The following is a 22657-nucleotide window of genomic DNA, read 5'->3' as shown; positions in this document are numbered from 1 at the left end:
GACTTGTCCGACGGGGAGCTGATGAAGTGCTGCACTACCCTTTAAATAAGCGCATTAATGGTAACGTTGATATTTCCCCGTGTCGCTTTGGAGTATGGACAAGTCTGGTGCGCCGATTCGATCAAAGCACGGGCGGTATCCTCGTCGAGGCCGGGCAGGCTCACATTCAGGCGCGCTTGGAGGAAATATTCGGTTTTGGTAAGGCCCAGATCCACCTCGGCATCCACGGCCGTACCTTCCGGCAATGTGATCTTTTTCTTCGCGGCGGCGATTCCCATCGCCCCGATAAAACATGCCGACCAACCGGCTGCAAAAAGTTGTTCCGGGTTGGTACCGGCCCCGTGAGAGCCTGGCGACGACAACTGAATGTCAAGATTCCCATCCGAACTGCGGGAAGCGCCGTCCCGGCCGCCCGAGGTGTGGGTTTTGCCTGTATAAAGTACTTTATCAATGATGGTAGTACCTGCTGCCTGGGTGATTTCTATTGTTTCCATGATTTTTGACCGGATCGCCGGTGCGGTTGTTTCTAAATTGATTTTGTAGTCTGATAATAGTTGGTAACTCAACTCGAAAACGCCATTTCAGCTGCGATTTCTGATACAAATAGACTACAACCCCTTCGCAACGGACAGTGCAAAACACCCCAACCGGGCGCATTGATGGCCGAAGTGGACATTCCGCGGCGTCATCTCGCCAACGCCCTCCTCTTTTTTGTCAGGTATGGTCAAGGGGAGTCAAGTATTGTCAAGAGTAGTCAGGTATTGTCAAGTGTAGGCGAAATGGCGCGAAGGCCTACCTTCGTGACTAAATATTCGCAGGCCTCCGGCCGGTCGGTACCGCAAAATGTAAAAGCTTTACTGACCGGCCGGAGGCCTGCGAATAGTATGCACAAATCATGAGATTTGCGCCCGCGCTTCCAGCGCTGAACGACCACACCTGACCGCCGCCGCCCCTGTCCATTTCACCCCCGAATCTGTCCAACTCACCCCGATTCCAATTCCGCACGGCAGTCTCCCATTCTAATTTTGGAAAAAAACAAACCGCTATGAACGCCCTTAAAAACCACAGATACCGCAACGTCGCCGCACTCCTTGCGGGCTTGTTATTCACAGGTTTTGTTGTATTGCAGGTCAACAGCCCGAAAGTTGAAAACCCGCCGGTAACGTCGGAATTTCACGGACCGGAGGAAGTAACCCGCATTCTGAAACGCTCCTGCTATGATTGCCACTCCAACGAAAGCAACCTGCGCTGGTACGATAAAATCGCGCCGTTTTCCTACAAAGTTGCCGCAGATGTGAAGGAAGCCCGCAAACGGTTCAATTTTTCGGAATGGGACAGTATTCCAAAAGCCGATCAGGAAGGCAAGCTCTGGTACATTGTCAATATGATCGACGCCGGCCGGATGCCCTTGCCCGAATACACCGCCGCGCACCCATCGGCCAAAGTGACGCCCGCCGAGCTCACGATCCTGAAAAACTATGTCACCGGCATTTCCCGCAAGCATTATGCCGCCGGCGATACTGCTGCGATCGTTGAAAAGCCCCAGGTATCGCATACGCCAACGTCTATCAACGGCATCGCATATTTTGACGATTACAAAAACTGGAAAGTCATTAGTACTACCGGCCGCCCTGATAACGGCACTTCCCGCATTATTTATGGAAACGACGTAGCCGTAAAAGCGCTGGAACAAGACCAGATCCGTCCCTGGCCCGATGGCGCGGTGATTGTAAAAGTCGTATGGAACAGCCAGGCGCCCGACGCCGACGGCAATGTAAAACCCGGTAATTTCAACAACATCCAGATCATGGTCCGCGATGCCAAAAAGTTCGCCGCCACCGAGGGCTGGGGATTCGCAAGGTTCAACGGCCTCGATTTGAAGCCTTATGGCAAGACAGCAGCTTTCGCGACGAATTGCATCAACTGCCATCAGCTGGCAAAGGGGACCGGGTTCGTGTTCGATATTCCGACACGGGCGGTTGGAAAGTAACAACAGTGGACTCATTTAATTATTCAAAATCATGAAAACCATCATCACCTCGCTTCTTCTTTCACTTGGCCTTTCATTATCCGTTATGGCTTTTGATTTAAATACAAATTCCAAAACCACCGACAACACGGCCAACAAGGGCTTTGCCGTCGTAGAACTCTTCACCTCCGAGGGCTGTTCGAGCTGCCCGCCGGCCGACAAGCTCCTTGCGAAAATCCAGGAAGAGAATGCGGGCAAGCCGGTTTACATCCTCGCATTCCACGTCGATTACTGGAACCACCAGGGTTGGAGGGATGTGTTCAGCGAGAAAGACTTTACGAAGCGGCAATACCAATATGCTAATTGGCTCAACCTCGAAACGGTTTACACGCCGCAGGTAGTCGTGAACGGCAAACATGAGCTAATCGGCTCACAGGAGGAAACGCTCAGACGAGCCCTGAATACCGAAATGAACTCATCTGCCCCGGCGCAGCTGAATGCGGAAGCACAAGTCGAAGCCGGAAAGCTGAAACTCACATACCAGGCATCAAATGCCGCCCGAGGCACCGTATTGCAGGTCGCGTTGGTGCAAAAAGTAGCGCATACGATGGTGAAACGGGGCGAGAATGCGGGCAGATTATTGCCTCACGTACAGATCGTCCGTCGCATTCAAAGCTTTCCGGCGGCGGCCGGCGGTAATGTGGCCTTGAACCTCCCCGAAGGCTTCAACCCGACCGAATGGGAAGTAATTACTTTCCTGCAAAACACGCAAACGGGCGCCATTATCGCCGCTAACCGTCCTGGTTTCAAACAAAATAGCTAAGCACCCCCATGAAAAGCCTCATTCTGATACTCATTTCCGTAGCTGCATTGACACTGACCGGCTGCCAGGAGCAACGCAAGCTCGTCCCTGCTCCCGAAACCATCTTCGACGACCATGGCCTGCACGTGATCACCTCCTTCCATAACGACCGCACCCGCACGATTTCGGTGCTGTATGGCAACGACGATGCCCTCGCACACGCTGGTAAGGAGCGCAACGCACATACGCCCGGCGCGGCGGCGCCCGGCGAAGTCTTCAAGCTTGTGACGTGGGATCTGAAAGAAAATCCGCTCTGGTTTGGCAGTGATATCAATGGCGGATTGCAGTCGGTGGAGACGGTAGTCGTTTCCGCCGGCGAATCGGGACCTGTTGTCGACTACACGTTCGAAAATCCGGTTCAGAAAAACGGCAAAAGTGCCGTTTCAAGCGATGCAGAGCGGATTAGTTTTATATTTGCCCAACGGGCCTCTGTTTTCCCGTAAACCGGTTCACGAACAATCATGGTACAAAAGACATTCAGGGTTTCGGCGGTAATCGTCTGGCTGAGTTCCGTGTCGCTGGGCATACTCACCACCGTTCCCAAAATAGCCGAGAAGCATCCCAATGCTTTCGAGGCAATTACCAGCGCGTTGATCACCACCTCGTTCACGTTGTTTGTGTGGTATTTCAATATCTACTCGCTGCCCAAATTCACGAGGGGGCATTCATCCTCGGGCTTTTCGTACCCGCTGCTGTTCCGAAGCATTGCCATTGGCATAGTGCTTATGTTCCTGATGGTAGGTGCACAGAACCTGGCGATCCCGTCGCTGGACTTCGGCCCGGTGGTGCTGATGTTCGAAGTGCGTGGGATTATGATCAACCTGATCTTCTATATGCTGTTGCATTTGCTTTACCAGACCCATCGCAACCAGCAAGTGATCCTCGAACTCGAACGCAGCAAAGCCGATAACCTCGGTGCCCAGTATGAACTGCTGAAACAACAGGTCAACCCGCACTTTCTCTTCAACAGCCTCAGTACCCTGAAATCCATGGTGGAACTGGAAGACAGGAACAGCGTCGATTTCATACTAAAACTATCTGATTTCTACCGGTTTACCCTCGAAAATAGAAAACACGACCTGATCAGCCTTTCGGAAGAGATCGAAATACTCGACGCGTATATGTATTTGCTGAAAGCACGGTTCGAAGAGGGCATCGAGCTGGAATACCGGATCCCGGAGGACGTTTACCTGACATGGATACCCCCATTTACCCTGCAACTACTCGTCGAGAACTGCATCAAGCACAATGTCGTTTCGCTCGACAAGCCGCTCCACATTACGATATATGAAGAGAGTGGCCTGCTGATCGTCGAGAATCCGCTGCAATTGAAGAAAAACCCCGAGCATTCCACGGAAGTAGGGCTCGACAATATCAACCGGCGGTATTTTCACCTGCTGAACCAAAAAGTACAAATCGAAAACGACCAGGAATATTTCAGGGTCAAACTGCCGCTTATTCATGAAAATCGTAATCATTGAAGACGAAATCAAAACGGCCCGGTCGCTGGCTCAGCTGATCACCACCCTCCGGCCGGAAGCCGAAGTCGTGGCTACAATCCAGAGCGTGGAGCGGGCTGTTTCCTATCTCACCGAAATGCCCCAACCCGACCTGATATTCATGGATATCCAGCTTTCGGATGGTCTTTGTTTCGAAATCTTCGAATCGGTAAAAGTGGTACCGCCGGTGATTTTCTGCACGGCATACGACCATTATGCGATCGAGGCATTCAAGGCCAATGGGATCGATTATCTGCTCAAACCCTTTAAAAAAGAGCATATTGAAGGAGCACTCAATAAATTAAACCAGTTAAAAAGCTATTTCTCCACCGAAAAACCGCTGGTACCGGAGCTGGAATTGCTTTTGAAAAGACTCGGCGAGCCCGAAGGGAAGAAAAGCTTCCTCGTGTTCAGGCAAAACAAATACATTACAATCAAAACCGAGACGATCGCCTTCTTTTACATTCACAATGAAACCACCTGGCTGCGTACATTCGACAACCAGGATTACACCATCACGCAACCGCTGGAGGAAGTGCAGGGTATGGTGTCGCCGTCACAATTTTACAGGCTCAACCGCCAGTACCTGGTCAATTTCGATGCGGTGAAAGAGGTAGAGCATTATTTTTCGCGGAAACTTTTTATCAAACTTACCATTCCGACGCCCGAAAAGCTGCTGATAGGGAAAGAAAAAGTCAGCCATTTCCTCAGCTGGCTCGAAAACCGCTAGCTGAGCAGAAAAAAGAAAAATCCATTGAACATATGGCCAATGGATTTTCAACTACATAACTCAATAGCAATAACCGCACTTGATGCAATTGTTATTGTGGTCGAAATATATCGTTAAGAAGCAGGCGGTGTAATTAAAAATGAATTAAAAATGCACCCGGCCCACTCAGATCGTGATGGTCTCCCCTATTCCCGGTAAGTGCAGCGTCAGGCCCGCATCCGCAAACGCGCTGATCGCCGCAGCCTTATCAACTTTGATAAAACCGAAGGTATCGTAATGTACGCCCAGCACCTGGGTCACGCCGAGCAATCTGGCCGCCTCGATGGCGTCTTCGATTCCCATCGTAAGCACATCCCCTATCGGCAATGCCGCAAAATCCAGTTTCGTCCATTTCGGAATGAGTGACATATCGAGCGTCAGCGCGGTATCACCGCTGTAATAAAAGTTCCCATCTTCGGTCTTGAATGCAAAGCCCTCTGCCACACCGGCATAGCTACCATCCTGGAAACTGCTCGAATGCACGGCTGCCGTACCTTTCGCAGTTCCGAAATCGAACGTCCATTTGCCGCCCGGATTCAGCGGGTGTACATTCTTCACGCCCTGCGCACCAAAATGCGTATAGAGCTCCCAGCTACCCACCACCATCGCATCGTTGTTATTGGCAATCTTCACCACATCGTGCGAGTGATCGAAATGTCCATGCGAAACAAAAATATAATCCACCCGAATGTCGTCAGGATTAATGCCTTTCGCCAGTTCGTTGCCAGAAATGAAGGGATCGAACAGGATCGTTTTGCCTCCCGCAACTACGGAAAAACAGGAGTGGCCATAATAGGTTACTTTCATCGTTTCAGTTTTTAATGTAATAATACTGCTGTCCCCGGAGCTGTCAAAATGATGCCGGCACAAAAAAAGTATGTGAAAGATAAGACATGCTTAATCGTCCATTCCGATCAAATCGGGCACATGTAACCGAAGGTATTCTAATACAGCGATTTGCGGGGAAAAATTTCCCCGCTTTTATTGGAAATTTGTAAAAGTACTTCTACATTCGTGAGCATTTTACCGTGCGGATTAAAATTCACTATCTAATTCTTTCATGATTATGAAAAAACGTTTTTCCCTTCTTTCGTTCATGTTTGTGGTGATGTTGACTGGCCTCTCGGGCCGCGCAGTGGCGCAGGACACACAAACCGACAACCATCAGATTTCCGTGGTTGTACCTGTCGTAGCTTTGCTTGACCTTGAAACTGCCGCAACCAGAAATTTCACAGCCAGCTTTACCAAACCGACTAATGATGAAGCTGGCGAAAAGATCCTGGCACCTGCTGCCAACAGCACCATATGGCTGAACTACACGTCGATCCAGGCGGGAGCTACCACCAAGAAAGTAAACGTAAAAGCCAGTGCATTGGTCGACGGGGTGGATATTCACCTAGTAGCCGCCGCCGCTGCCGGTGGTGCGGGGACATTGGGCACGCCAACCGCCGGTTTCAACCTTTCGACAACGGACCAGACGCTCATTTCCGACATCGGAAGCGCATATACGGCTTCGGGAGCGACCAGCGGGCACCAGCTTACCTATACTTTTGTAGCTGCCGATGCCAACTACGCGAACCTGCGCTCGGGCTCGACGAACGTTACAGTGACCTACACGCTCGCTGATAACTAGGATTCTGAATGAAATGGATTGCCTTACTCAGCATGATGCTACTGATGCCCGGATACACGCGGGCATCAGTAGTGATCTTGAATGGATTGACACATAATCATAGCATTCCGACACCCGCTACGAAGGTCCAGGGGGCCATCAAGGTCAAAAATGACGGCGGGAAAGACTCCCGTATATTGATATACCGGCAGGACCTCGTTTCGCAATGCGACCAGCAGGCCGCTTACCCGGAAATCGGCAGTCACGGCAGGTCACTCGGGACAGGACTGAAAACGAATGTCGACGAGCGGGTGATAGCCACCAAAGAAGAGTACGACGTGCGGTACACGATCGAGGCCGATCCGAACCGCCAGCCGGGCACTTACTGGGAGGTGATTATGGTGGAAGTAGCCGATCCTGTGCGGGAAGAAACGCACAGCGGTGTTCAGGTCAATTCAAAAGTACGTTATGCCATTCAGGTGATCGTGGACATCGGGCCGGTGGAAGGGCCGCCCCTGTCCTATGAAAAGGTCATCTACGAAAAGGTTTCTGCCGACCATTCGGTTCTGAAAGTCGTACTGAAGAACAACGGGGCGTACGGCGCACGTACGAATGTCATCCTTGAAGTTTACGACAGCAACGGTAACAAACTCAAAACCACGCAGCCCAACACCCGGATGCTTTACCCGGGCAATTGCAACACCTTTGAGATACCCATTACCGACGTGCCGAAAGGCAGGTACGACTGCGTGATCATCGCCGACACCCAAAAAGACCTGTTCGGTTCGAACATTTCTTTACAGATTGAATAATCCTCCTCTCTCATTGTACCGGCTTATCGCCATATTGTTTTTACTGGCAGGACTGCGTGGTTACGGGCAAACGCCTGTGACTGTCGGTCTGGCCAATGTGCCGGACAAGGTTGTTCCGGGCGGGCATATTACTTTGTTTTTTGATGTAAAATCTACCTCACCCCTGCCTGATTCGCTGCGGGAAGAAATACAGCTGCCGGAAAAATGGCGGCTTCTTTCCCAGCGACGTCCGGTAAGGACCGCCAGTGATCTGCACGTGCGTTATTTTTATGTGATCGGGCCCCCCGCAGGATCCGCTTCCGGCGATTATCTGGTGAAGTTCCTGGTGCATGCAAATGGGCAGGAAATCGTCACTCAAGTACCGCTCACCATTGGCCAAATCCGTAACGTGGAGCTCTTCGTGGTGACGCAACCCGAATTTGTCCGCGAAGGAGACACACTCCGGCTTACTTACATGGTTCGTAACGCGGGCAACAATGCCGAAAAATTCCATTTGAAATCCGAACGCGGCAAGATCGAGCAAGCAGCAGACAGCCTTACCCTCGAACCCGGAGCCAGTACCCACGTGACCGTCACGCAAATCATTCCGATTACCGACAACAATGCATGGCAAGCGTCGTCGAACCTTTCGGTGATGATGACCGGCATCGCAGAACCGGTGTATTCCGTCACAACCATACCCGTTTTTTCCTCCAAAGTCAGAAAGATCGACCGCTACTTCCGCTTCCCGGTGGAAGTAGGCGGTGGATATTTGTCGTATCGCTACGGAGGCAGGCAGGTTACCGCATACCAGTATCAGGCCTCCGGCAAGGGGTTTATCGACCAGAAAGAGCGCCATTATATCGACTTCATCGTCCGCGGTCCCAACCAGTTTGTGTTCCCCGCAGTGGGTACCTACGACCAGTATTCCCTCGACTACGCCTGGCGCAAGCGTCTGTTCGTCTCCGCGGGCGATTATGTTTTGCAGCTTAACAACCTGATGGAATTCGGCCGTTTCGGGCGCGGGCTGCGTTTGGAACAACACTTTAAAAAATCAGCCTACACGGTATTTTACCAGAAAGCCCGGTTTTTCATGAACCAGAAAGATTCGTTCGGAGGCAAGTTTTTATACAAATTCAGCGAGTCGGCCAATGTCGGGGTGCACTATGCTTCTAAAAATGTTTTTTTTCATGACAGGCGTTTCTGGTCGCACATGGCGGGCCTGGCCACGAACGTACACAAGAAGGAATTCAGCCTGGAAAGCGAAGTGAGCCTTGGCCAGGCAATCGGCAAAACCGATTACGGGGCATTTTTGCGCCTCCAGTTAGCCAAAAAGTGGGTCAGCGTTACGAGCAATGTCATCTACGCGGGCAAGGATTTCTATGGTTTTTACAATAACAGCCGGCTGTTCAACAACAACATCGGTTTCAATATTACCCGCAAACTGACCATCGGAGCCAGTAACAATTTTTCCGACGTAAACCCTGGCCTCGACGCCAACCTGTACAGCGTTTCACCGAAAGACCGCAGCTATATCGGCTACATTTCCTTTCAACCCGACCAGCGCAACCGCTTTTTTCTGTTCTATTCCAAAGCCGAACGCAAGGACCGGCAGCAGCCCGCAGCATTCCATTACTCCGAGAATTTCAGCAATTTCTCCTACAACCTCACCTCGCCGAAGTTCACCCTCTTTTACCAGGGGCGTTATGGTTACTCCAAAAACCACCTCGCGCCCGACGGCAATGGCCGGAACGAGTCGTTTTCAAATCAGGTGCAGCCGGTCGTCCGGCTTTTTCCGTGGATTTGGGTCGGTGGATACTTCGAGCACCAGCATACGAGTAAATTTTCGACCTCCGGCGCGGTCGAAAACTTGTTCTTTTACGGCGGTAATGCGCGGATCAATATCAAGACAAATCTGTATGCGAGCTTCCTCTATCGGAACAATTATGCCCCCGATGAGCTGTACGTGCGAAGGAGTTTTGTGGACGTTTCAGCCGTGCTGGATCTGAAAAGACATGTTTTCTCATTCTCCGGCGGCCGCTCCTATATTCCCAACCCAGGCAATACCGACCAGAACACGCTGTTTTTCAATATCAAATATGCATTGCGGCTGAACGTTCCGCTCGGACGGAAAAGGAATATCGGCACCGTAAAGGGCCAGCTCACCGGTTTCGGCTACCGCAAGCAGGGCAATCTCATACAGCTCGGCAGCCACAAGTTTATGACGGACAGCACCGGCACGTTCATATTCAATGGTGTAGCTCCCGACCAATATTACCTTAGCATTACCCAAAACGAATCGGCCAGCGAAGGCGTCGTGCCCGCAGTACGCATGCCTATGCTGGTAAATGTGCGCCCCGATAGCCTTAGCGTAGTAGAAATTCCCCTGACACGCACCGGCAGCATCGCAGGCCGGATCGAATTTTTAAAGGCAAAACAAAATGGCTTGTCGTCGGTACTGACCGAAAAGCCGACGGTACTGGTCAAGCTCCATGGCGAAAACGGCAGTTACCTCACCGAACTGAACGACAAAGGCGAATTTTCGTTCCGGGAAATACGGCCGGGAACCTGGGAAATATCGGTATTCATCCCCGGTAGTCAGGACCGCTTCGTCGTTGAAGACAGTAACCGCCAGCTCACGGTAGAAACTGACAAGACCCTCGACGTCACGTTCCGGATCAGACCGAACGAGAAACGGATCCATTTTTCGGAAAGAAATTTTGAAGTATCTGTCAAAAAATGAAGTATATCATGCTCATATATGGTGTTTTGTCCGGCCTGGCCTCGTACGCGCAGGTCGTCGCGAACGTGGACGTGAGCATTTCCATGCCGTCTGTGGCCCTGGTAGATATCCTGCCGTCGGGTTCCAACAGCGTTACCCTGCAGATGACTGCCCCGACCGAAGCAGGTAACACCGTCGGCAGCGGCTCTTCCAATAATACCAACTGGCTCATATTCACCTCGGCCGTCACCAGCGGAGGTTCGCGGAGTATTAAGGGCGATGTGGTGGGAACATTGCCCGCGGGCATCCGGCTGCGCCTGGACGTGTCCGCGTACGTGGGCCCCGGATTGGGTTTCACGGGAGGAAACAGCTACGTTACTGCTAATAAATACCTGACCAATACCCCGGTTAGTTTCATCGATAATATCAAGGGTGCCTACACCGGCATTACCTATGGGAGCAATGGTTTCCAGCTGACTTATTCGCTCGAAATACAGAACTATGCCAATATCCGCAGCGGCACATCGAACGTGACGGTGCGTTACACCATGGTCGACAACTGATGAAATACGTGATTGCCTTCTTCATGGCGGGCTTTGCAGCTCTCGCCGTTTCCGCGCAAACGATTTCGATCAATAGCGGAACGACGTGGTCTATTCCGTCGCTGTCGTCGACGATCACGAAAGCCGGGAAAAATTATGAGCATATCGAAACCAGCAGCGCCTCGCAGACCCTCCTGAAAGTAAATGCGGTCCTCGCATGGTCTATCACCGCGCATCTCAGTGCAACTTCCAACTGGGATTCGTCTCTTAAACTATCGGTCCAGCGGACCGGCAACGGCACGGGCATTGCCATCCTCACGGGCGGCACCACCTACATACAACTCACCAGCACTCCGCAGGCCTTTTTCAGCGGCCTCCTCAACCTGACCGCCAACCGCGACAACATTCCCATTCAATACAAAATTGAAGGACTCTCTGTGATGCTGCCGGTAAAAACCTACACGACGACCGTGACTTACACGATTTCGGGGTTGTGAGGATCGTCGGGTATAATGGAGGCGCTACTCAAACATCCGCTCTTCCCGTATCGCCCGAAACGGCTTTTCGAAAAACGCCATCGTAATGCGATTGAAATCTGAGGCGTAATGCACCAGTGTCGAATGCCCCGAATTAGGCAGGATCCAGAGATAGGACTTCGGAATGGCCCTTGCGATCTGCACCGTGTGTTCGGGGATGATCACATCATGGTCGCCTCCGATAATGAGCGACGGGCAGCGTACTTTGTGCAATTGTTCAAGTGTAATATTCGGCTGGACGGCCATCAGATGCATGAGCTTTCGCTGATTGCGTTTGACAGGGTCGACCATTTGTTTAGTCAGATCGGCATCCCATTCCAGGATCTTTTTATACAGCCACGGGTCCAATGCCGTGGAGTCCGGCCAGAGATTTGCGCCGGTCGCGGCCAGTTTCCGCACTTTCTCCGGGTGACGTAAGGCCAGCAACAATGCATTGATTCCGCCGTCGCTCCACCCTACTACATTGCAGGAGTCGATTTTGAGATGTTGTAGCAATGCATGCAGATCGTCGGCCATCATTTCGTAAGACAATGAGTCGCTCTTATCCTCCGATCTGCCCTGCGCCCGGCTGTCGACCAAAATCACTTTATAGGACTTCGCAAATGCATGGAGCTGATGCTTGAAATCGCGCATCGAGCCTCCGTTGCCATGGATAAACAGAACTGGCTTGCCGGAGCCGTACACTTCATAGTACAGTTTCACACCCCGCAAGTCGGCAAAGTGGCCTGCTTGCGGATTGTGGCCTAGTAGCGCCGTGTCCGGCCTAGTCTGCGCATACGCATTTGCGCAAGCCAGCCAGCAGCAGAGGATCAGGAAGTTCAGTTTCATTTCAAATCAGGTTTGAGGCTCGTACTTGCCAAATGTACGTTCCAAAAACGATTCTATTCTCGCTTTCTGCCGCAAATGATGCCTGAAATGCATTTCTGAAAATTGAAACCATTCCTCAGCACACAGATAATGCAAGCCCGGATGTTTCGCCTTACCGTGAAACAGGCTTTGTGCGATCAACAGGTCGGTTTCCGCGACAATCGTTTTCAGTTGCAACAGCCGGTCGATCAGCGATTGCTTGCTGGCGGGTTGCCTGACAAATGCATTGGAAGGCGGCCCTTCGAGGATCGCATCGGGAAAAGCATTATTGCGCAGCATGGCCTTCGCTTCCGATGTACAGTCTTCCATCGCGTGGTCGTTCGACGCCAGGCAGACTTTAATCTGGCTGAAATAAAACTCCGTCTCGTCCAGGATGTGCATATAAACCTGGCCCAGCGACCACGCGCCCGGCCCCGGCTGGGCCAGCAGTCTGGCAATATCGTAGGGTTCCAGCGATCGGAGCCAGATATCGATGGTGTGGTGATAGTCCTTAACTCTCATGTTTTAAGATGTGCTGATGATCTTACAAACCTAACCCAATCGCCGGTAAAAATTCGCGGGGTTTAACGACAATCAGCGGTGGTATTTGCGCCAAATGTGTGGCCGTACACGGGATAATCGGTATAACCTTCGTCACCGCCCTGGTAATAGGTCTCCGGGTCACCCGTTGCAAGGGGCAGATCGAAGCGGAAACGCTCCGTCAGGTCGGGATTGGCAATATATGGCTTGCCGAATGCGATCAGATCGGCGAGCCCGGCCTGCAACGCGGCTTCCGCCGTTTCCGCGGTATAGCCTCCCGCGAGCATGACCAACCCATTGTAGCGCCGACGCAGGTCCCGGATGTAAGTTCCCGGGATTTTACCATGGCCTACCGGTCCCTGATCGGACAAATGGATATACAAAATACCCATTTCCTGCAATGCATCCACAATATACCGCTGCGTTTCCGCTTCCTCGGCGTAGTCGGGCAGGTCGTTGAGCTTTACAAATGGCGACAAGCGTATTCCGGTCCGCTCCTTCCCGATCGCCGCCGCGGTACCCTCGACAATTTCGAGCAGGAAACGGCTGCGGGCGGCGATGCTTCCGCCGTATGCGTCGGTACGCTGGTTGGTATGCGGATGCAGGAATTGCTCCGGTAAGAACCCGTGTGCACCGTGTATTTCGACCCCATCGAAGCCTGCCTCGATCGCATTGACCGCCCCTTGAATATGCTCGTCGATGAGCCTTCGGACGTCGGCACCGGTAGCCGCTATCGGCTCACTATTAGGCAAATGCATATCCCCTGCCGTGCGTATCAATCCTTCGGCTGTCACGGCGGAGGGTGCAATCAATGGCATTTGCCCTTCATTATTGAGGTAATGTCCGATGCGCCCCGCGTGCACGAGCTGCATAAAAATCCGCCCTCCGCGTGCATGCACTTCATTGGCCACGCGCTTCCAGCCTTCGATCTGCGCCTCGTTGTATATTCCGGGGGTACCCATGTAACCGATACCATTTGGCGCTACGGCGGTATTGTCCGTAATGATGAGGCCCGCGCCCGCGCGCTGCCCGAAATACACTGGGGCTGAGGGGGCCGGAATGCCATCCAATGCCCTCCTGCGGTTCATAGGGGCCATTACGACACGGTTACGCAATTCGAGCGTACCGGTTATGAGTGGTGTCAATAGTTTTTTCTCCGTATTCATGATTGCTTTTTTTGAATACAAAACTATCTGTACCACCTGCGCCCGAACAGTGCTATTGCATGGTTTTTTCGGTATTTTTACAGGTTATGAAACAAAAGACACTGCATCAACCCTTCGAAGTGTACATAGCCGACATGGATTGCTGGAACGAGCGGCCCTTGATCTACCACTTCTTCGAAATCGTGAGGATCATAGACGGAACGGGCACGCGTGAGACCAATCGCAACCGCTTCGAATATCGTCCGGGCAGCATTTTCCTCTTCACCCCACTGGATTGCCGCGGTTTCGACGTAGAGACGCCCACACGGTTCTGTTCCATCCGGTTTTCGGAAGCGTTTTTTTCCGAATACAAAACGGAGCAGGACAAAGAGCGGGTAACCGCGTGGCTGAAACAGCTTGAAACGATTTTCGCGCATCATAACCGTTTCGAAGAACTGCTGATCCGCAATGAAAGCGATTGCCAGATGATCGCGTCGCTGATTTCCCACCTCGTTACCGAATACGAGCAGCGGCAGGCAGGCCATGAAGAAAACCTGCGGCATTTAGTGACGCTGATCCTCAACATAATCACCCGAAACGTGCACGACGGTCGTATGGCTGACACCTCGGGTACCAGAGCCCTTATCAACCGCGTATTACTGCATATGCAAAGGCATATCGCCGATCCCGAAAAGCTCCGCATCGAATACCTGGCCAGCCAATTCAATCTGTCGCCGAACTATGTGGGTGAATATTTCCGCAAATACACGGGGGAAAGTCTCCAAAACTATGTCACTTCGTCGCGCATTAAACTCGTGGAACAGCGCCTCACGCAGAGCAACCTGACAATCAGCGAAATAGCAAGCGAATTGGGGTATACCGACGAAAGCCACCTCAGCCGCCAGTTCCGCAAGCACCACGGCACCAGCCCGACGGCCTTCCGGAAAGGGCTCGTCACAGCGGCAGCTTAAAGAATGCTATTGGCCGCAAACTCCCTTGGCGTCATATTGTACAGATCCCGAAAGCATTTGGCGAAATAGGAAAGGTTATCAAACCCCACCGCATAAGCCGCTTCGGACACGGCAATGCCATCGGAAAGCAATGCAGCCGCTTTTTTCAGCCGGTAGTTACGGATCAGCTCCACTGCCGAAAGGTCGATCAGTGCTTTCAGCTTGCGGTTCAGACTGCTGTTGCTCATTCCTATTTCGCGGATCAGCTCAGTCACACCGAAATCGGGGTCGTCGAGGCGGGAGTCAAGAATTTGGTATAACTTGTTCAGGAACGGGTCTGTGACTCCCTCCGGGCTCTCCGGCAGTGCCAACGGCTCCGCAAAGCTCGCCCGCAGACGCTCGTACAGGCGCGCCTGCCTGTCGAGCAGGTTACGTATGCGCAGACGCAGCTCGGGCATATGGAACGGTTTGGTAATGTAATCGTCGGCACCGAGTTCCAACCCCTCCACCCTGCTTTCCAGGGCCGATTTAGCCGTCAACAACACCACCGGGATGTGGCTCGTTTCCATATTGGATTTAATGTGTTTGCAAAAAACATAACCGTCCATAACGGGCATCATTACGTCGCTGATAATCAGGTCGGGCATAATTTCGGTGGCCATAGCGAGCCCTTCCTCGCCGTTCCGGGCATGGTAGAACCGGTAATTTTCGGCCAGGCTATCGGAGACAAACTCTGCCAGGCCTGCATTGTCCTCTACCAGCAGGATTTTGGCTGACTGCCCCTCCTCGTGAACGGCCTGGCTATTTCCATTCATCTTCGGAACAACACTTTCCGTCGAATGCTGCGCCTCGCCGCGGCGGTAAGGCATAGCCACTGTGAAAACGGTATCGAACCCGTCGGCTCCGCTTTTTGCAGAAACAGTCCCGCCCTGCAATTCGACGAGCTCCTTCACGATCGCCAGGCCAATGCCGGTACCCTCGCGGTAGCCGGTCTGCCCGGCTTGATAAAACCGGTCGAAAATACGACTTAGCTGCTCTTCAGGAATTTTTTCACCCGTATTGGCTACGACGATTTCCGCGCCTTCCGATTCAGTCGCATTCAATGTAACCCGTATCCGCCCGCCCTCATTGACGAACTTCACCGCATTGGAAAGCAGGTTCGTCACGATCCTTTCCAGTTTTTCATGGTCAAACCAGAAATAACTGTTTTCGAGATGATTTCTAAATTCCAGTGTCACATTTTTAGCCTTTGCCGCCATTTGGAAGGTGCCGGTAAGTGCTTCCATATAATCCCCCATGTTCGCCCAGGCTGCATCGACACGCGTAGTACCGGCTTCGAGTTTGGAAAGGTCGAGCAGCTGGTTGATCAGCCCGAGCAGTTGCCGCGCATTCCGTTCAATCAATGACAGGCGCTTGCTATCTTTTTCCGGTCGCTGCTCTTCGAGCATTTGGCCGGCAGGCCCAAGGATCAGCGTCAGCGGCGTCCTGAATTCGTGGGTAATGTTAGAGAAAAACTGCGTTTTCATTTCATCCAGCTCGCGCAGCTGCTGCGTTTCCCGCGCTTTAAGGTCTATTTCTTTTTGTTTGAACAAAATAGCCTGCTGCATTCGCACACGGTTGACATACATCCGCAACAGCCCGTAAACCGCTGCGAGAAAGACTACGCAATAAATCACATAAGCCCACCATGTCTGCCACCACGGCGGCTTGATGCGGATATGCAGTTCCCTGACCTCGTTGCTCCACATCCCGAGCGTGTTGGAAGCATTCAACCGCAGTACATAATGCCCAGGTCGGAGGTCGGTATACTTGGTGACAGGCGTTTCAGTCTCAATCCAATGCTCGTCGATGCCGTCGAGCTGGTACCGGTAGCGGATTCTGTCGCTGCGGTTGTACTGCGTCGCCGCAAATTCCACGGTGAGAAAATTCTGCCAATACGCCAGGTCAAGGCTCTGCATGGCCGTCACGGGCAATTCCCCGGCCGACAAGCGAGGTTCCAAGGGGGCGTTATTAATTGAAATACCCGTAACATAAACCGGCGGGCGGTAGTGATCCTCGTGCGGTTGCTTTGCATCGAAAGCAGTGATTCCTTCTATCCCGCCCAGGAAAATGCGGTCGTCCGGCAATGCAAGTGCGTGAAACCGGTTGAATTCATCTGCCATCAGGCCATCCTCACGGGTGTAGGTACGCGTCTGCAAAGTCTTTTTGTTTACCTGGGACAGTCCCTGGTTGGTAGCCACCCACACATTGCCCTGCCGGTCGGGAATGGCGGCATATACTACGTTATTGGGCAGACCATTTTGCTTTGAAATGCGCTCACAATGCCCGGTGCGTTTGTCGAAACGGCAGAGGCCACTACCAAATGTCCCTATCCAAAGCAGGTTCTCGTCGAGTGGGTCGGCGAAGAGACAATACAGATTATTACTGCTCAATGAGCCCGGTTCCTGTCCGTATCGGCTGATCGCGCCGGAGACCTTGTCGATCCGGTACAGCCCCCGCGCAGTTGTGGCTACCCAGAGATATTGGCTGTCCGCGACGATTTGGATAATGCCCGATTCGACTCCTGATCGGCTCTCCCGGGGTTCGGTGAGGTTAAATTGGGCCGCATTAGGCTGGGCCGCACCCGGCTGAGCGGCATTTACGCGAATCGCGTGCGGAAATCTCGTCCAGACACCATTTTTGTAAGAAAATAACAAGCTGTCATGCACAGCCCACATTCTTCCATCCGGATCCTTCGCCAGGCCGATCGCCAGCTCCGACCGCTTAATATCCTTGATTGTTACGGGGAACGGAATGATCCTGATCGTGCGGCTGCTCAAATCCAGTTCGAAAAGCGGCGTCCGCCCGGCACCGAACCACATTTTCTGCGGGCCGTCAAATGCGTAGCGGAAGTTGTAGGAAAAAAGATCGTCAGGCAGCTTGGCCATTTCAGTCGGCGGCACTTTCAGGAAGTCACGCAAAAGGTCGGAAATGAAATCGGAAGAATAGGGTTTGGTATTAAAATAACTGGCCATCAGATTGTACTTCCGGATGCCCTGCCCATTGGTACCCGCCCAAAGGACATCGGAACGATCGACAAAGAGGCTCTTGAATTCGTCCACATCCGCCTGGACGGGAAATTCATCAAGGCTGTCGTTCTTGCCCAGCCGGTACAAGCGGTTCATCCGAAAAAAATAGACATTGCCCTTGCTGTCGGTCACAATCGGGTGCCTGTACTGGGCCTGGGCGTCCAAAACCAGTGTGCGGGCTTGCCCCTGGCCAGTCATCGGGTCGAGCAGCGCCATTCCGGTGTTGTAGAGTACCAGTAAACGGCCGTCTTTCAGGTCGGTCAACGCATTCACTTTTTTGTCGGCGCCACCGGCAAGTATGGGTGAGTAGAATGGAATGAAACGGTCCGTGCCGTGTATTTGCAAAAAGATCCCCTGGTTGCTAACCGCCCATATATTCCCCGATCGATCCTCCTTCACGAACCGTACATGGGCCCGTGCAATGGCACTGGTGTCACCATTTGCGGTGTGATAGCCTTTAATTTTTTGGGTATTTAAATGAATATAATCCAATCCACCGCCGTCCGACATCAGCCAGAGCCGGTGTTGACGATCGACGTACATATCTCTGAGAAAGCGCTTTCCGAAATGCTTCTGGTAAAATACCTGACGCGAAAAGTTGACGAACGTCTCGCGCACGGGATCAAAAAGGTCGATCTGCCCCTCGTCGGTCGTGATCCAGATTTTGCCATCGGCGGTGATCTGCAAATTTTCCAGTCCTAGTGAAGAAAGCGATAGCTCCTGCGTGTCCGACGGTTGAAATACCTTGAAAATTCTGCCGCTGCCACGGTGGCCGTCATACCGACACAACCCATCGCGTGTGGCGAGCCAGATAAACCCACGCTTGTCCTGCACAATACCGGGCACGAAACCCTGCGGCAGGCCCTCTTTGGCGGTAATGCTTTCGGGGACAGGAAAGCTTGCCGACTGCGCCAATGCTACCATCGGCAGACACCCGCTGGCAGCTAGCCCATCCAGCACACAAACGATTAACCAGCGGATCATGTAGAAGTTCTTCAAATGGCGGCGCTTTGAGGCTAATTTACAATAAAACAGCCTTGTATGACGAAAAATAAATAGTTTCTGATCAAAAATTGACAATCGCCGAGCGCTTCCATGTTCCATATTGCGGCCAAAAAGTGACTACTCATCATTCCGGACCGCGCTATGAATACACAACTACTACGACCCCTTTTCACACTGCTTTGCGCACTGATGATTGCGACCGTCGCCCATGCGGCGGTGATTTACAATCACAACTTCAACAATAAGAACTTCTCGGCACCTACCTCGATCAACGCCAACATGACTGCCGTGTGGAGCGGGATTGGAGATACTCCTTACAGCCGCAACGACGGCAGTGACCCGGGAATGGCTTTGAACGCGCATAACCACGTGTATGTCCTTACGATTACGATGAAGGAAGGCTTTCAGGCGGAAATCACCAGTATTTCGTTTCGGCGGTTTTCGGGTGACAATGCCACGATGCAGATCAAGGTTAATGAAGAAAATTACGGCACGTCATTCACCGCAACGAGCTCCCTGACACTCATTACCCGTACCAAAACGGTATCCGAGCTGCGGAATAAAATCGTGGTCAAGATTGCCGTTACAAACGGGGGCTATCCCAATTATTACTCGCACATCGACGATTTTACAATCAACGGTACTGTCTCCGCTTACGACCCTGCTGCCGAAGCCACGCCTGATGCCAATGGCATACTGTATGTCGATGCCAATATCGGTACGCCGGGAGACGGCAGCAGCTGGAACAATGCACTTAAACGGATGTACTACGCCACGCGGGCAGCCGCAATGAACCCGACCATCAAGCAAGTGTGGGTAGCAGGCGGTTCCTACGAAACCGAAGCAGCAAATACGCCTTTGACACTCACCAACGACGTCGCCTACTACGGTGGCTTTTCGGGCTATGAAAGCGATGTCCGGGAGAGAGCGATTGCTTCGAACGCGACGGTATTAACGGGACAGGGAGGCGCCGTCATAACCGTATCCGGTGCGGGCGCCACAACGCGGCTCGACGGCTTCGTGATTACCGGCGGCACCGGTGTGGCTGTCGGTGACGACCGACGGGGTGGAGGTCTGCACGCGACCAACTCTTCCCCGGTGATTGCCAACTGCCTTTTCGGCGATAATGCCACTGACCCTTCTGCCGCGGACGGAAAGGGAGGTGCGATTTACCTGCTCAATTCGAGTCCATTAATCGTCCAATGCCTTTTCGCTTCCAATTCGGCCCAAGGCGCTGCTTCCGGAAAAGGCGGGGCTATTTTTATCGACAATTCATCGCCTACGATAAGAAACTGCACATTTTCAGCCAATGAAGTAGGCGGCAACGCCACGCCGGGCAACGGTGGCGCATTGTATGCAATCGGCAGTTCATCGCCGGTTATTGAAAACAGCATTATCTGGAACAATACCGATGCTGCTTCGCCGGGAGGTGTCAGCAGCATCGGCGGCAGCGGAACACCAGCCGTCTCCTACTCGCTCATCCAGGGTGGTTTTGCCGGCGGAACCAGCATTCTCGATACCGATCCGCAGTTTGAAAATGCGGGCGAAGGCAATTTCCGACAGCTGAAAGGCAGTCCCGTCACCAATGCCGGCAACCCCGCCACCGATCTTTCGGTCTTCCCCAGAAATGCCGACGATACACCGGTCGCAATCGACGGTGAGAGAAGGCTTACCAGTACCGCCATAGACCTCGGACCCTACGAAGTGACCCCGAGCGCGATCTGGTATGTCAATGCCGCCAGCACCGTTCCTGCCCCATCGGGCGACAGCTGGGCCAATGCATTTGCCGATCTTCATGCAGCTTTTAATAGCGCTTCGGACGGTGATCAGATCTGGGTAGCACGCGGAGAATACGAAACAGGCGGCATCCAGCTTGCATTTATTCATGGGGTAAAAGTTTACGGCAGTTTCACCGGTACAGAAACCACGCTCAGCGAACGTCCCCTGCCGATTGCACACGGAGACCCGGCTACGGCCACCGTGCTCACTTCTTCGGTTGGTCCGGCGATTATGAACTTCAACAACGGCCTCACCCATGACGACATTTTCGACGGGTTTACCATCAGCAATGTGATTGGCAACGACGGCGGCGCGATGCGCAACGTAGGTGTTTCGTTGACCATTTCAAACTGCGCGTTCCTGGATAATTATGCATCGAATGGCGGAGCTATCTACAATCACGGTGCTTCCGTACTGATTACCAACACGCTATTCAGAGGCAATGGCGCATCGTTCGGCAACGGCGGTGCCATTGCCAATACCAATGGCTCGAATACCGTTTTGATCAATTGCCTGGTGACGAACAACTCAGGTCAGTTTGCCGGGGCCATTTTTAACGAGGGTTCCCAGTTAACGCTCCTTAACGCCACGGTTGCAGGCAACAGCCAGAGCAACGGCGGAACGATTAGCGGCTATAATGGCCCTGTAACCGTCCGCAACAGCATCATTTACGGCAATGGCAGCGGCATTACCAGCCAGGAAAGCACGATTTCGGTCACTTACAGCCTTGTGGAAGGCATGAATGCGAGCGATACCGACCATAATCTCGCCGGTACCATCAATCCTCAGTTCGCCGGAGAAACCGACTGGACGCTCCTGCCCTGCTCACCGGCCATTAACCGGGGTACCAACGAAGCTTTACCCGATCTCCTCAGCCCGCCAACGGACCTGGCCGGCAATGCGCGCATCTACAACTCGCAAACCGATATGGGCGCGTACGAAGTGCAAGCGGTCGTGGGCCCGGGTACACTACCCGCGAGCGGCGAGCAGGCTACGCTCCCGGTATATGCAGGCGCGACCGCCATTACCAGCGATTGCAAGACCTTCGGGCTCATCGAACCCACCGGTGGTCCCGGGACGCTCGGCAATGTAACGGTGAAGGCATTCCTGGCAGCAGGCAATACCGTGTCGGAAGGAGAAAAAGTGTTTGTCAAAAGGCATTACGACATTACCCCTACCGGGACAGACGGCCCGGCCAAAGTGACCCTGTTCTTTTCCAAACAAGACTTTGACACCTACAACCAGGCTTACGGCAACGCCAACAATGCCTCCCTCCCCGCCAACCTGAAAGTGGTACAATACCATGGTACCAGCCCGTACGGCTTCCCAGGCACCTATTCCGGCCCTACGCAGCTGATCACGGACGTAACGGTAACCGAAAGCGAAGACCACACCATGTACCTCGTTTCGTTCGAGGTAACCGGGTTCAGCGGGTTCTTTGTTTCGGGCCAATCCGAAGCGGCGTTGCCCGTTACGCTCGTGTCCTTTCAGGCTAAAAAACGGGAGCATGAGGCGTATCTGCAATGGCAGACCAGCTCGGAAATCAACAGTGACCGCTTCGAGATCGAACGCAGCACCGACGGAAAGCACTGGCATTACCTGGGGCACGTGATGTCGAAAGGTGGAGAAGCAGTTCATACCGACTATTCCTATACCGATGCCCTTCCACTAGCCGGTACCAATATGTACCGGCTCAAAATGATCGATCGGGATGGCTCGATTGCCTATTCGCGCGTCGCCGCGCTGGAATTTGATGCGGAAAGAGTGGCGATTTATCCTAACCCGGCCTTAAATGTATCCGAGGTAAGTTTGAAAGGAGTAAAACCTGAAAAAGTCGGTGCAATCAGGCTGTTCGATACAGGCGGAAGGCTACTCTTGCATCCGGCATTCCGCCAGGGTAGCATCGAAATCGGCAAACTACCTTCCGGCATTTACGCGATTGAGATACAAATGACCGATGGCAGCCGCCGGAACTTCAAACTCTCAGTAACACACTAGTTTTACCAACGCTTATACTCAACG

General features: G+C 52.7%; 18 protein-coding genes. 12 read left to right on the top strand and 6 right to left on the bottom strand.

What is annotated here, in order from left to right:
- Positions 1–41: 41 nt before the first annotated feature.
- The gene (locus AC2YIT_RS06065; protein WP_487278585.1) at positions 42–494 is read right to left on the bottom strand and encodes an organic hydroperoxide resistance protein; all 453 of its coding nucleotides are present in this window, start codon (positions 492–494) and stop codon (positions 42–44) included.
- A 551-nt stretch (positions 495–1045) separates the two neighbouring features.
- Between AC2YIT_RS06065 and AC2YIT_RS06060 the strand changes: the two genes are divergently transcribed.
- Genes AC2YIT_RS06060 through AC2YIT_RS06040 form a run of 5 tightly spaced genes read left to right on the top strand, consistent with a single transcriptional unit; the run spans position 1046 to position 5060 of the window.
- Positions 1046–1990, top strand: a complete 945-nt coding sequence (locus AC2YIT_RS06060) for a heme-binding domain-containing protein (RefSeq protein WP_430847409.1) — start codon at positions 1046–1048, stop codon at positions 1988–1990.
- 31 nt (positions 1991–2021) lie between these two features.
- Entirely contained in the window at positions 2022–2792 is a 771-nt protein-coding gene (locus AC2YIT_RS06055) for a DUF1223 domain-containing protein (protein WP_430847407.1), read from the top strand.
- An 8-nt stretch (positions 2793–2800) separates the two neighbouring features.
- Complete coding sequence (locus tag AC2YIT_RS06050; RefSeq protein WP_430847405.1) at positions 2801–3274, top strand: hypothetical protein; 474 nt, start codon at positions 2801–2803, stop codon at positions 3272–3274.
- Between the two features lie 18 nt (positions 3275–3292).
- Positions 3293–4312 (top strand): sensor histidine kinase, encoded by a 1020-nt coding sequence (locus tag AC2YIT_RS06045; protein ID WP_487278584.1) that lies wholly within the window; start codon positions 3293–3295, stop codon positions 4310–4312.
- Positions 4293–5060, top strand: coding sequence for a LytR/AlgR family response regulator transcription factor (locus AC2YIT_RS06040; RefSeq protein ID WP_430847401.1), 768 nt, complete (start codon positions 4293–4295; stop codon positions 5058–5060). Before AC2YIT_RS06045 ends, AC2YIT_RS06040 begins: the two co-directional genes overlap by 20 nt.
- Before the next feature lie 165 nt (positions 5061–5225).
- Here the strand turns inward: AC2YIT_RS06040 and AC2YIT_RS06035 are convergent, their stop codons facing one another.
- The gene (locus tag AC2YIT_RS06035; RefSeq protein ID WP_487278583.1) at positions 5226–5906 is read right to left on the bottom strand and encodes a metal-dependent hydrolase; all 681 of its coding nucleotides are present in this window, start codon (positions 5904–5906) and stop codon (positions 5226–5228) included.
- 259 nt (positions 5907–6165) lie between these two features.
- Between AC2YIT_RS06035 and AC2YIT_RS06030 the strand changes: the two genes are divergently transcribed.
- The 5 genes from AC2YIT_RS06030 to AC2YIT_RS06010 are packed head-to-tail and all read left to right on the top strand — an operon-like array spanning position 6166 to position 11263.
- Positions 6166–6732: a hypothetical protein gene (locus tag AC2YIT_RS06030; protein ID WP_487278582.1), complete on the top strand. Its 567-nt coding sequence runs from the start codon at positions 6166–6168 to the stop codon at positions 6730–6732.
- A gap of 8 nt (positions 6733–6740) precedes the next feature.
- The gene (locus AC2YIT_RS06025) at positions 6741–7523 is read left to right on the top strand and encodes a hypothetical protein (RefSeq protein WP_487278581.1); all 783 of its coding nucleotides are present in this window, start codon (positions 6741–6743) and stop codon (positions 7521–7523) included.
- Positions 7516–10245, top strand: a complete 2730-nt coding sequence (locus AC2YIT_RS06020) for a hypothetical protein (RefSeq protein WP_487278580.1) — start codon at positions 7516–7518, stop codon at positions 10243–10245. Before AC2YIT_RS06025 ends, AC2YIT_RS06020 begins: the two co-directional genes overlap by 8 nt.
- Positions 10242–10787: a hypothetical protein gene (locus AC2YIT_RS06015; RefSeq protein ID WP_487278579.1), complete on the top strand. Its 546-nt coding sequence runs from the start codon at positions 10242–10244 to the stop codon at positions 10785–10787. The genes AC2YIT_RS06020 and AC2YIT_RS06015 overlap by 4 nt, the downstream gene beginning before the upstream one ends.
- A complete protein-coding gene (locus AC2YIT_RS06010; RefSeq protein WP_487278578.1) occupies positions 10787–11263 on the top strand; it encodes a hypothetical protein in 477 nt (158 codons plus the stop codon). The genes AC2YIT_RS06015 and AC2YIT_RS06010 overlap by 1 nt, the downstream gene beginning before the upstream one ends.
- Before the next feature lie 24 nt (positions 11264–11287).
- Here AC2YIT_RS06010 and AC2YIT_RS06005 read toward each other — a convergent pair whose 3' ends face one another.
- The 3 genes from AC2YIT_RS06005 to AC2YIT_RS05995 form a co-directional block, all read right to left on the bottom strand.
- Positions 11288–12130, bottom strand: a complete 843-nt coding sequence (locus AC2YIT_RS06005; RefSeq protein ID WP_487278577.1) for an alpha/beta fold hydrolase — start codon at positions 12128–12130, stop codon at positions 11288–11290.
- Between the two features lie 6 nt (positions 12131–12136).
- The gene (locus AC2YIT_RS06000) at positions 12137–12670 is read right to left on the bottom strand and encodes a DinB family protein (protein WP_430847385.1); all 534 of its coding nucleotides are present in this window, start codon (positions 12668–12670) and stop codon (positions 12137–12139) included.
- 62 nt (positions 12671–12732) lie between these two features.
- On the bottom strand, positions 12733–13854 hold the full coding sequence (locus AC2YIT_RS05995; protein WP_487278576.1) for an alkene reductase: 1122 nt from the start codon (positions 13852–13854) through the stop codon (positions 12733–12735).
- 86 nt (positions 13855–13940) lie between these two features.
- Between AC2YIT_RS05995 and AC2YIT_RS05990 the strand changes: the two genes are divergently transcribed.
- On the top strand, positions 13941–14804 hold the full coding sequence (locus tag AC2YIT_RS05990) for an AraC family transcriptional regulator (protein ID WP_487278575.1): 864 nt from the start codon (positions 13941–13943) through the stop codon (positions 14802–14804).
- On the opposite strand, the gene AC2YIT_RS05985 is transcribed toward AC2YIT_RS05990, so the two are convergent.
- Entirely contained in the window at positions 14801–18850 is a 4050-nt protein-coding gene (locus tag AC2YIT_RS05985; protein WP_487278574.1) for a hybrid sensor histidine kinase/response regulator transcription factor, read from the bottom strand. The two genes, AC2YIT_RS05990 and AC2YIT_RS05985, sit on opposite strands and share 4 nt — an antisense overlap.
- A gap of 147 nt (positions 18851–18997) precedes the next feature.
- On the opposite strand from AC2YIT_RS05985, the gene AC2YIT_RS05980 reads away from it, so the two are divergent.
- Positions 18998–22633, top strand: a complete 3636-nt coding sequence (locus tag AC2YIT_RS05980) for a right-handed parallel beta-helix repeat-containing protein (protein WP_487278573.1) — start codon at positions 18998–19000, stop codon at positions 22631–22633.
- Positions 22634–22657 lie beyond the last annotated feature (24 nt).

Source organism: Dyadobacter sp. SRI_021, from assembly GCF_057586235.1.
This window is presented reverse-complemented; position numbering and strand designations above follow the sequence as displayed.

Bases quoted from the DNA above. Each gene is read 5' to 3' on its own strand.
- AC2YIT_RS06065 (WP_487278585.1), bottom strand. From the start codon at position 494: ATGGAAACAATAGAAATCACCCAGGCAGCAGGTACTACCATCATTGAT.
- AC2YIT_RS06060 (WP_430847409.1), top strand. From the start codon at position 1,046: ATGAACGCCCTTAAAAACCACAGATACCGCAACGTCGCCGCACTCCTT.
- AC2YIT_RS06055 (WP_430847407.1), top strand. From the start codon at position 2,022: ATGAAAACCATCATCACCTCGCTTCTTCTTTCACTTGGCCTTTCATTA.
- AC2YIT_RS06050 (WP_430847405.1), top strand. From the start codon at position 2,801: ATGAAAAGCCTCATTCTGATACTCATTTCCGTAGCTGCATTGACACTG.
- AC2YIT_RS06045 (WP_487278584.1), top strand. From the start codon at position 3,293: ATGGTACAAAAGACATTCAGGGTTTCGGCGGTAATCGTCTGGCTGAGT.
- AC2YIT_RS06040 (WP_430847401.1), top strand. From the start codon at position 4,293: ATGAAAATCGTAATCATTGAAGACGAAATCAAAACGGCCCGGTCGCTG.
- AC2YIT_RS06035 (WP_487278583.1), bottom strand. From the start codon at position 5,906: ATGAAAGTAACCTATTATGGCCACTCCTGTTTTTCCGTAGTTGCGGGA.
- AC2YIT_RS06030 (WP_487278582.1), top strand. From the start codon at position 6,166: ATGAAAAAACGTTTTTCCCTTCTTTCGTTCATGTTTGTGGTGATGTTG.
- AC2YIT_RS06025 (WP_487278581.1), top strand. From the start codon at position 6,741: ATGAAATGGATTGCCTTACTCAGCATGATGCTACTGATGCCCGGATAC.
- AC2YIT_RS06015 (WP_487278579.1), top strand. From the start codon at position 10,242: ATGAAGTATATCATGCTCATATATGGTGTTTTGTCCGGCCTGGCCTCG.
- AC2YIT_RS06010 (WP_487278578.1), top strand. From the start codon at position 10,787: ATGAAATACGTGATTGCCTTCTTCATGGCGGGCTTTGCAGCTCTCGCC.
- AC2YIT_RS06005 (WP_487278577.1), bottom strand. From the start codon at position 12,130: ATGAAACTGAACTTCCTGATCCTCTGCTGCTGGCTGGCTTGCGCAAAT.
- AC2YIT_RS06000 (WP_430847385.1), bottom strand. From the start codon at position 12,670: ATGAGAGTTAAGGACTATCACCACACCATCGATATCTGGCTCCGATCG.
- AC2YIT_RS05995 (WP_487278576.1), bottom strand. From the start codon at position 13,854: ATGAATACGGAGAAAAAACTATTGACACCACTCATAACCGGTACGCTC.
- AC2YIT_RS05990 (WP_487278575.1), top strand. From the start codon at position 13,941: ATGAAACAAAAGACACTGCATCAACCCTTCGAAGTGTACATAGCCGAC.
- AC2YIT_RS05980 (WP_487278573.1), top strand. From the start codon at position 18,998: ATGAATACACAACTACTACGACCCCTTTTCACACTGCTTTGCGCACTG.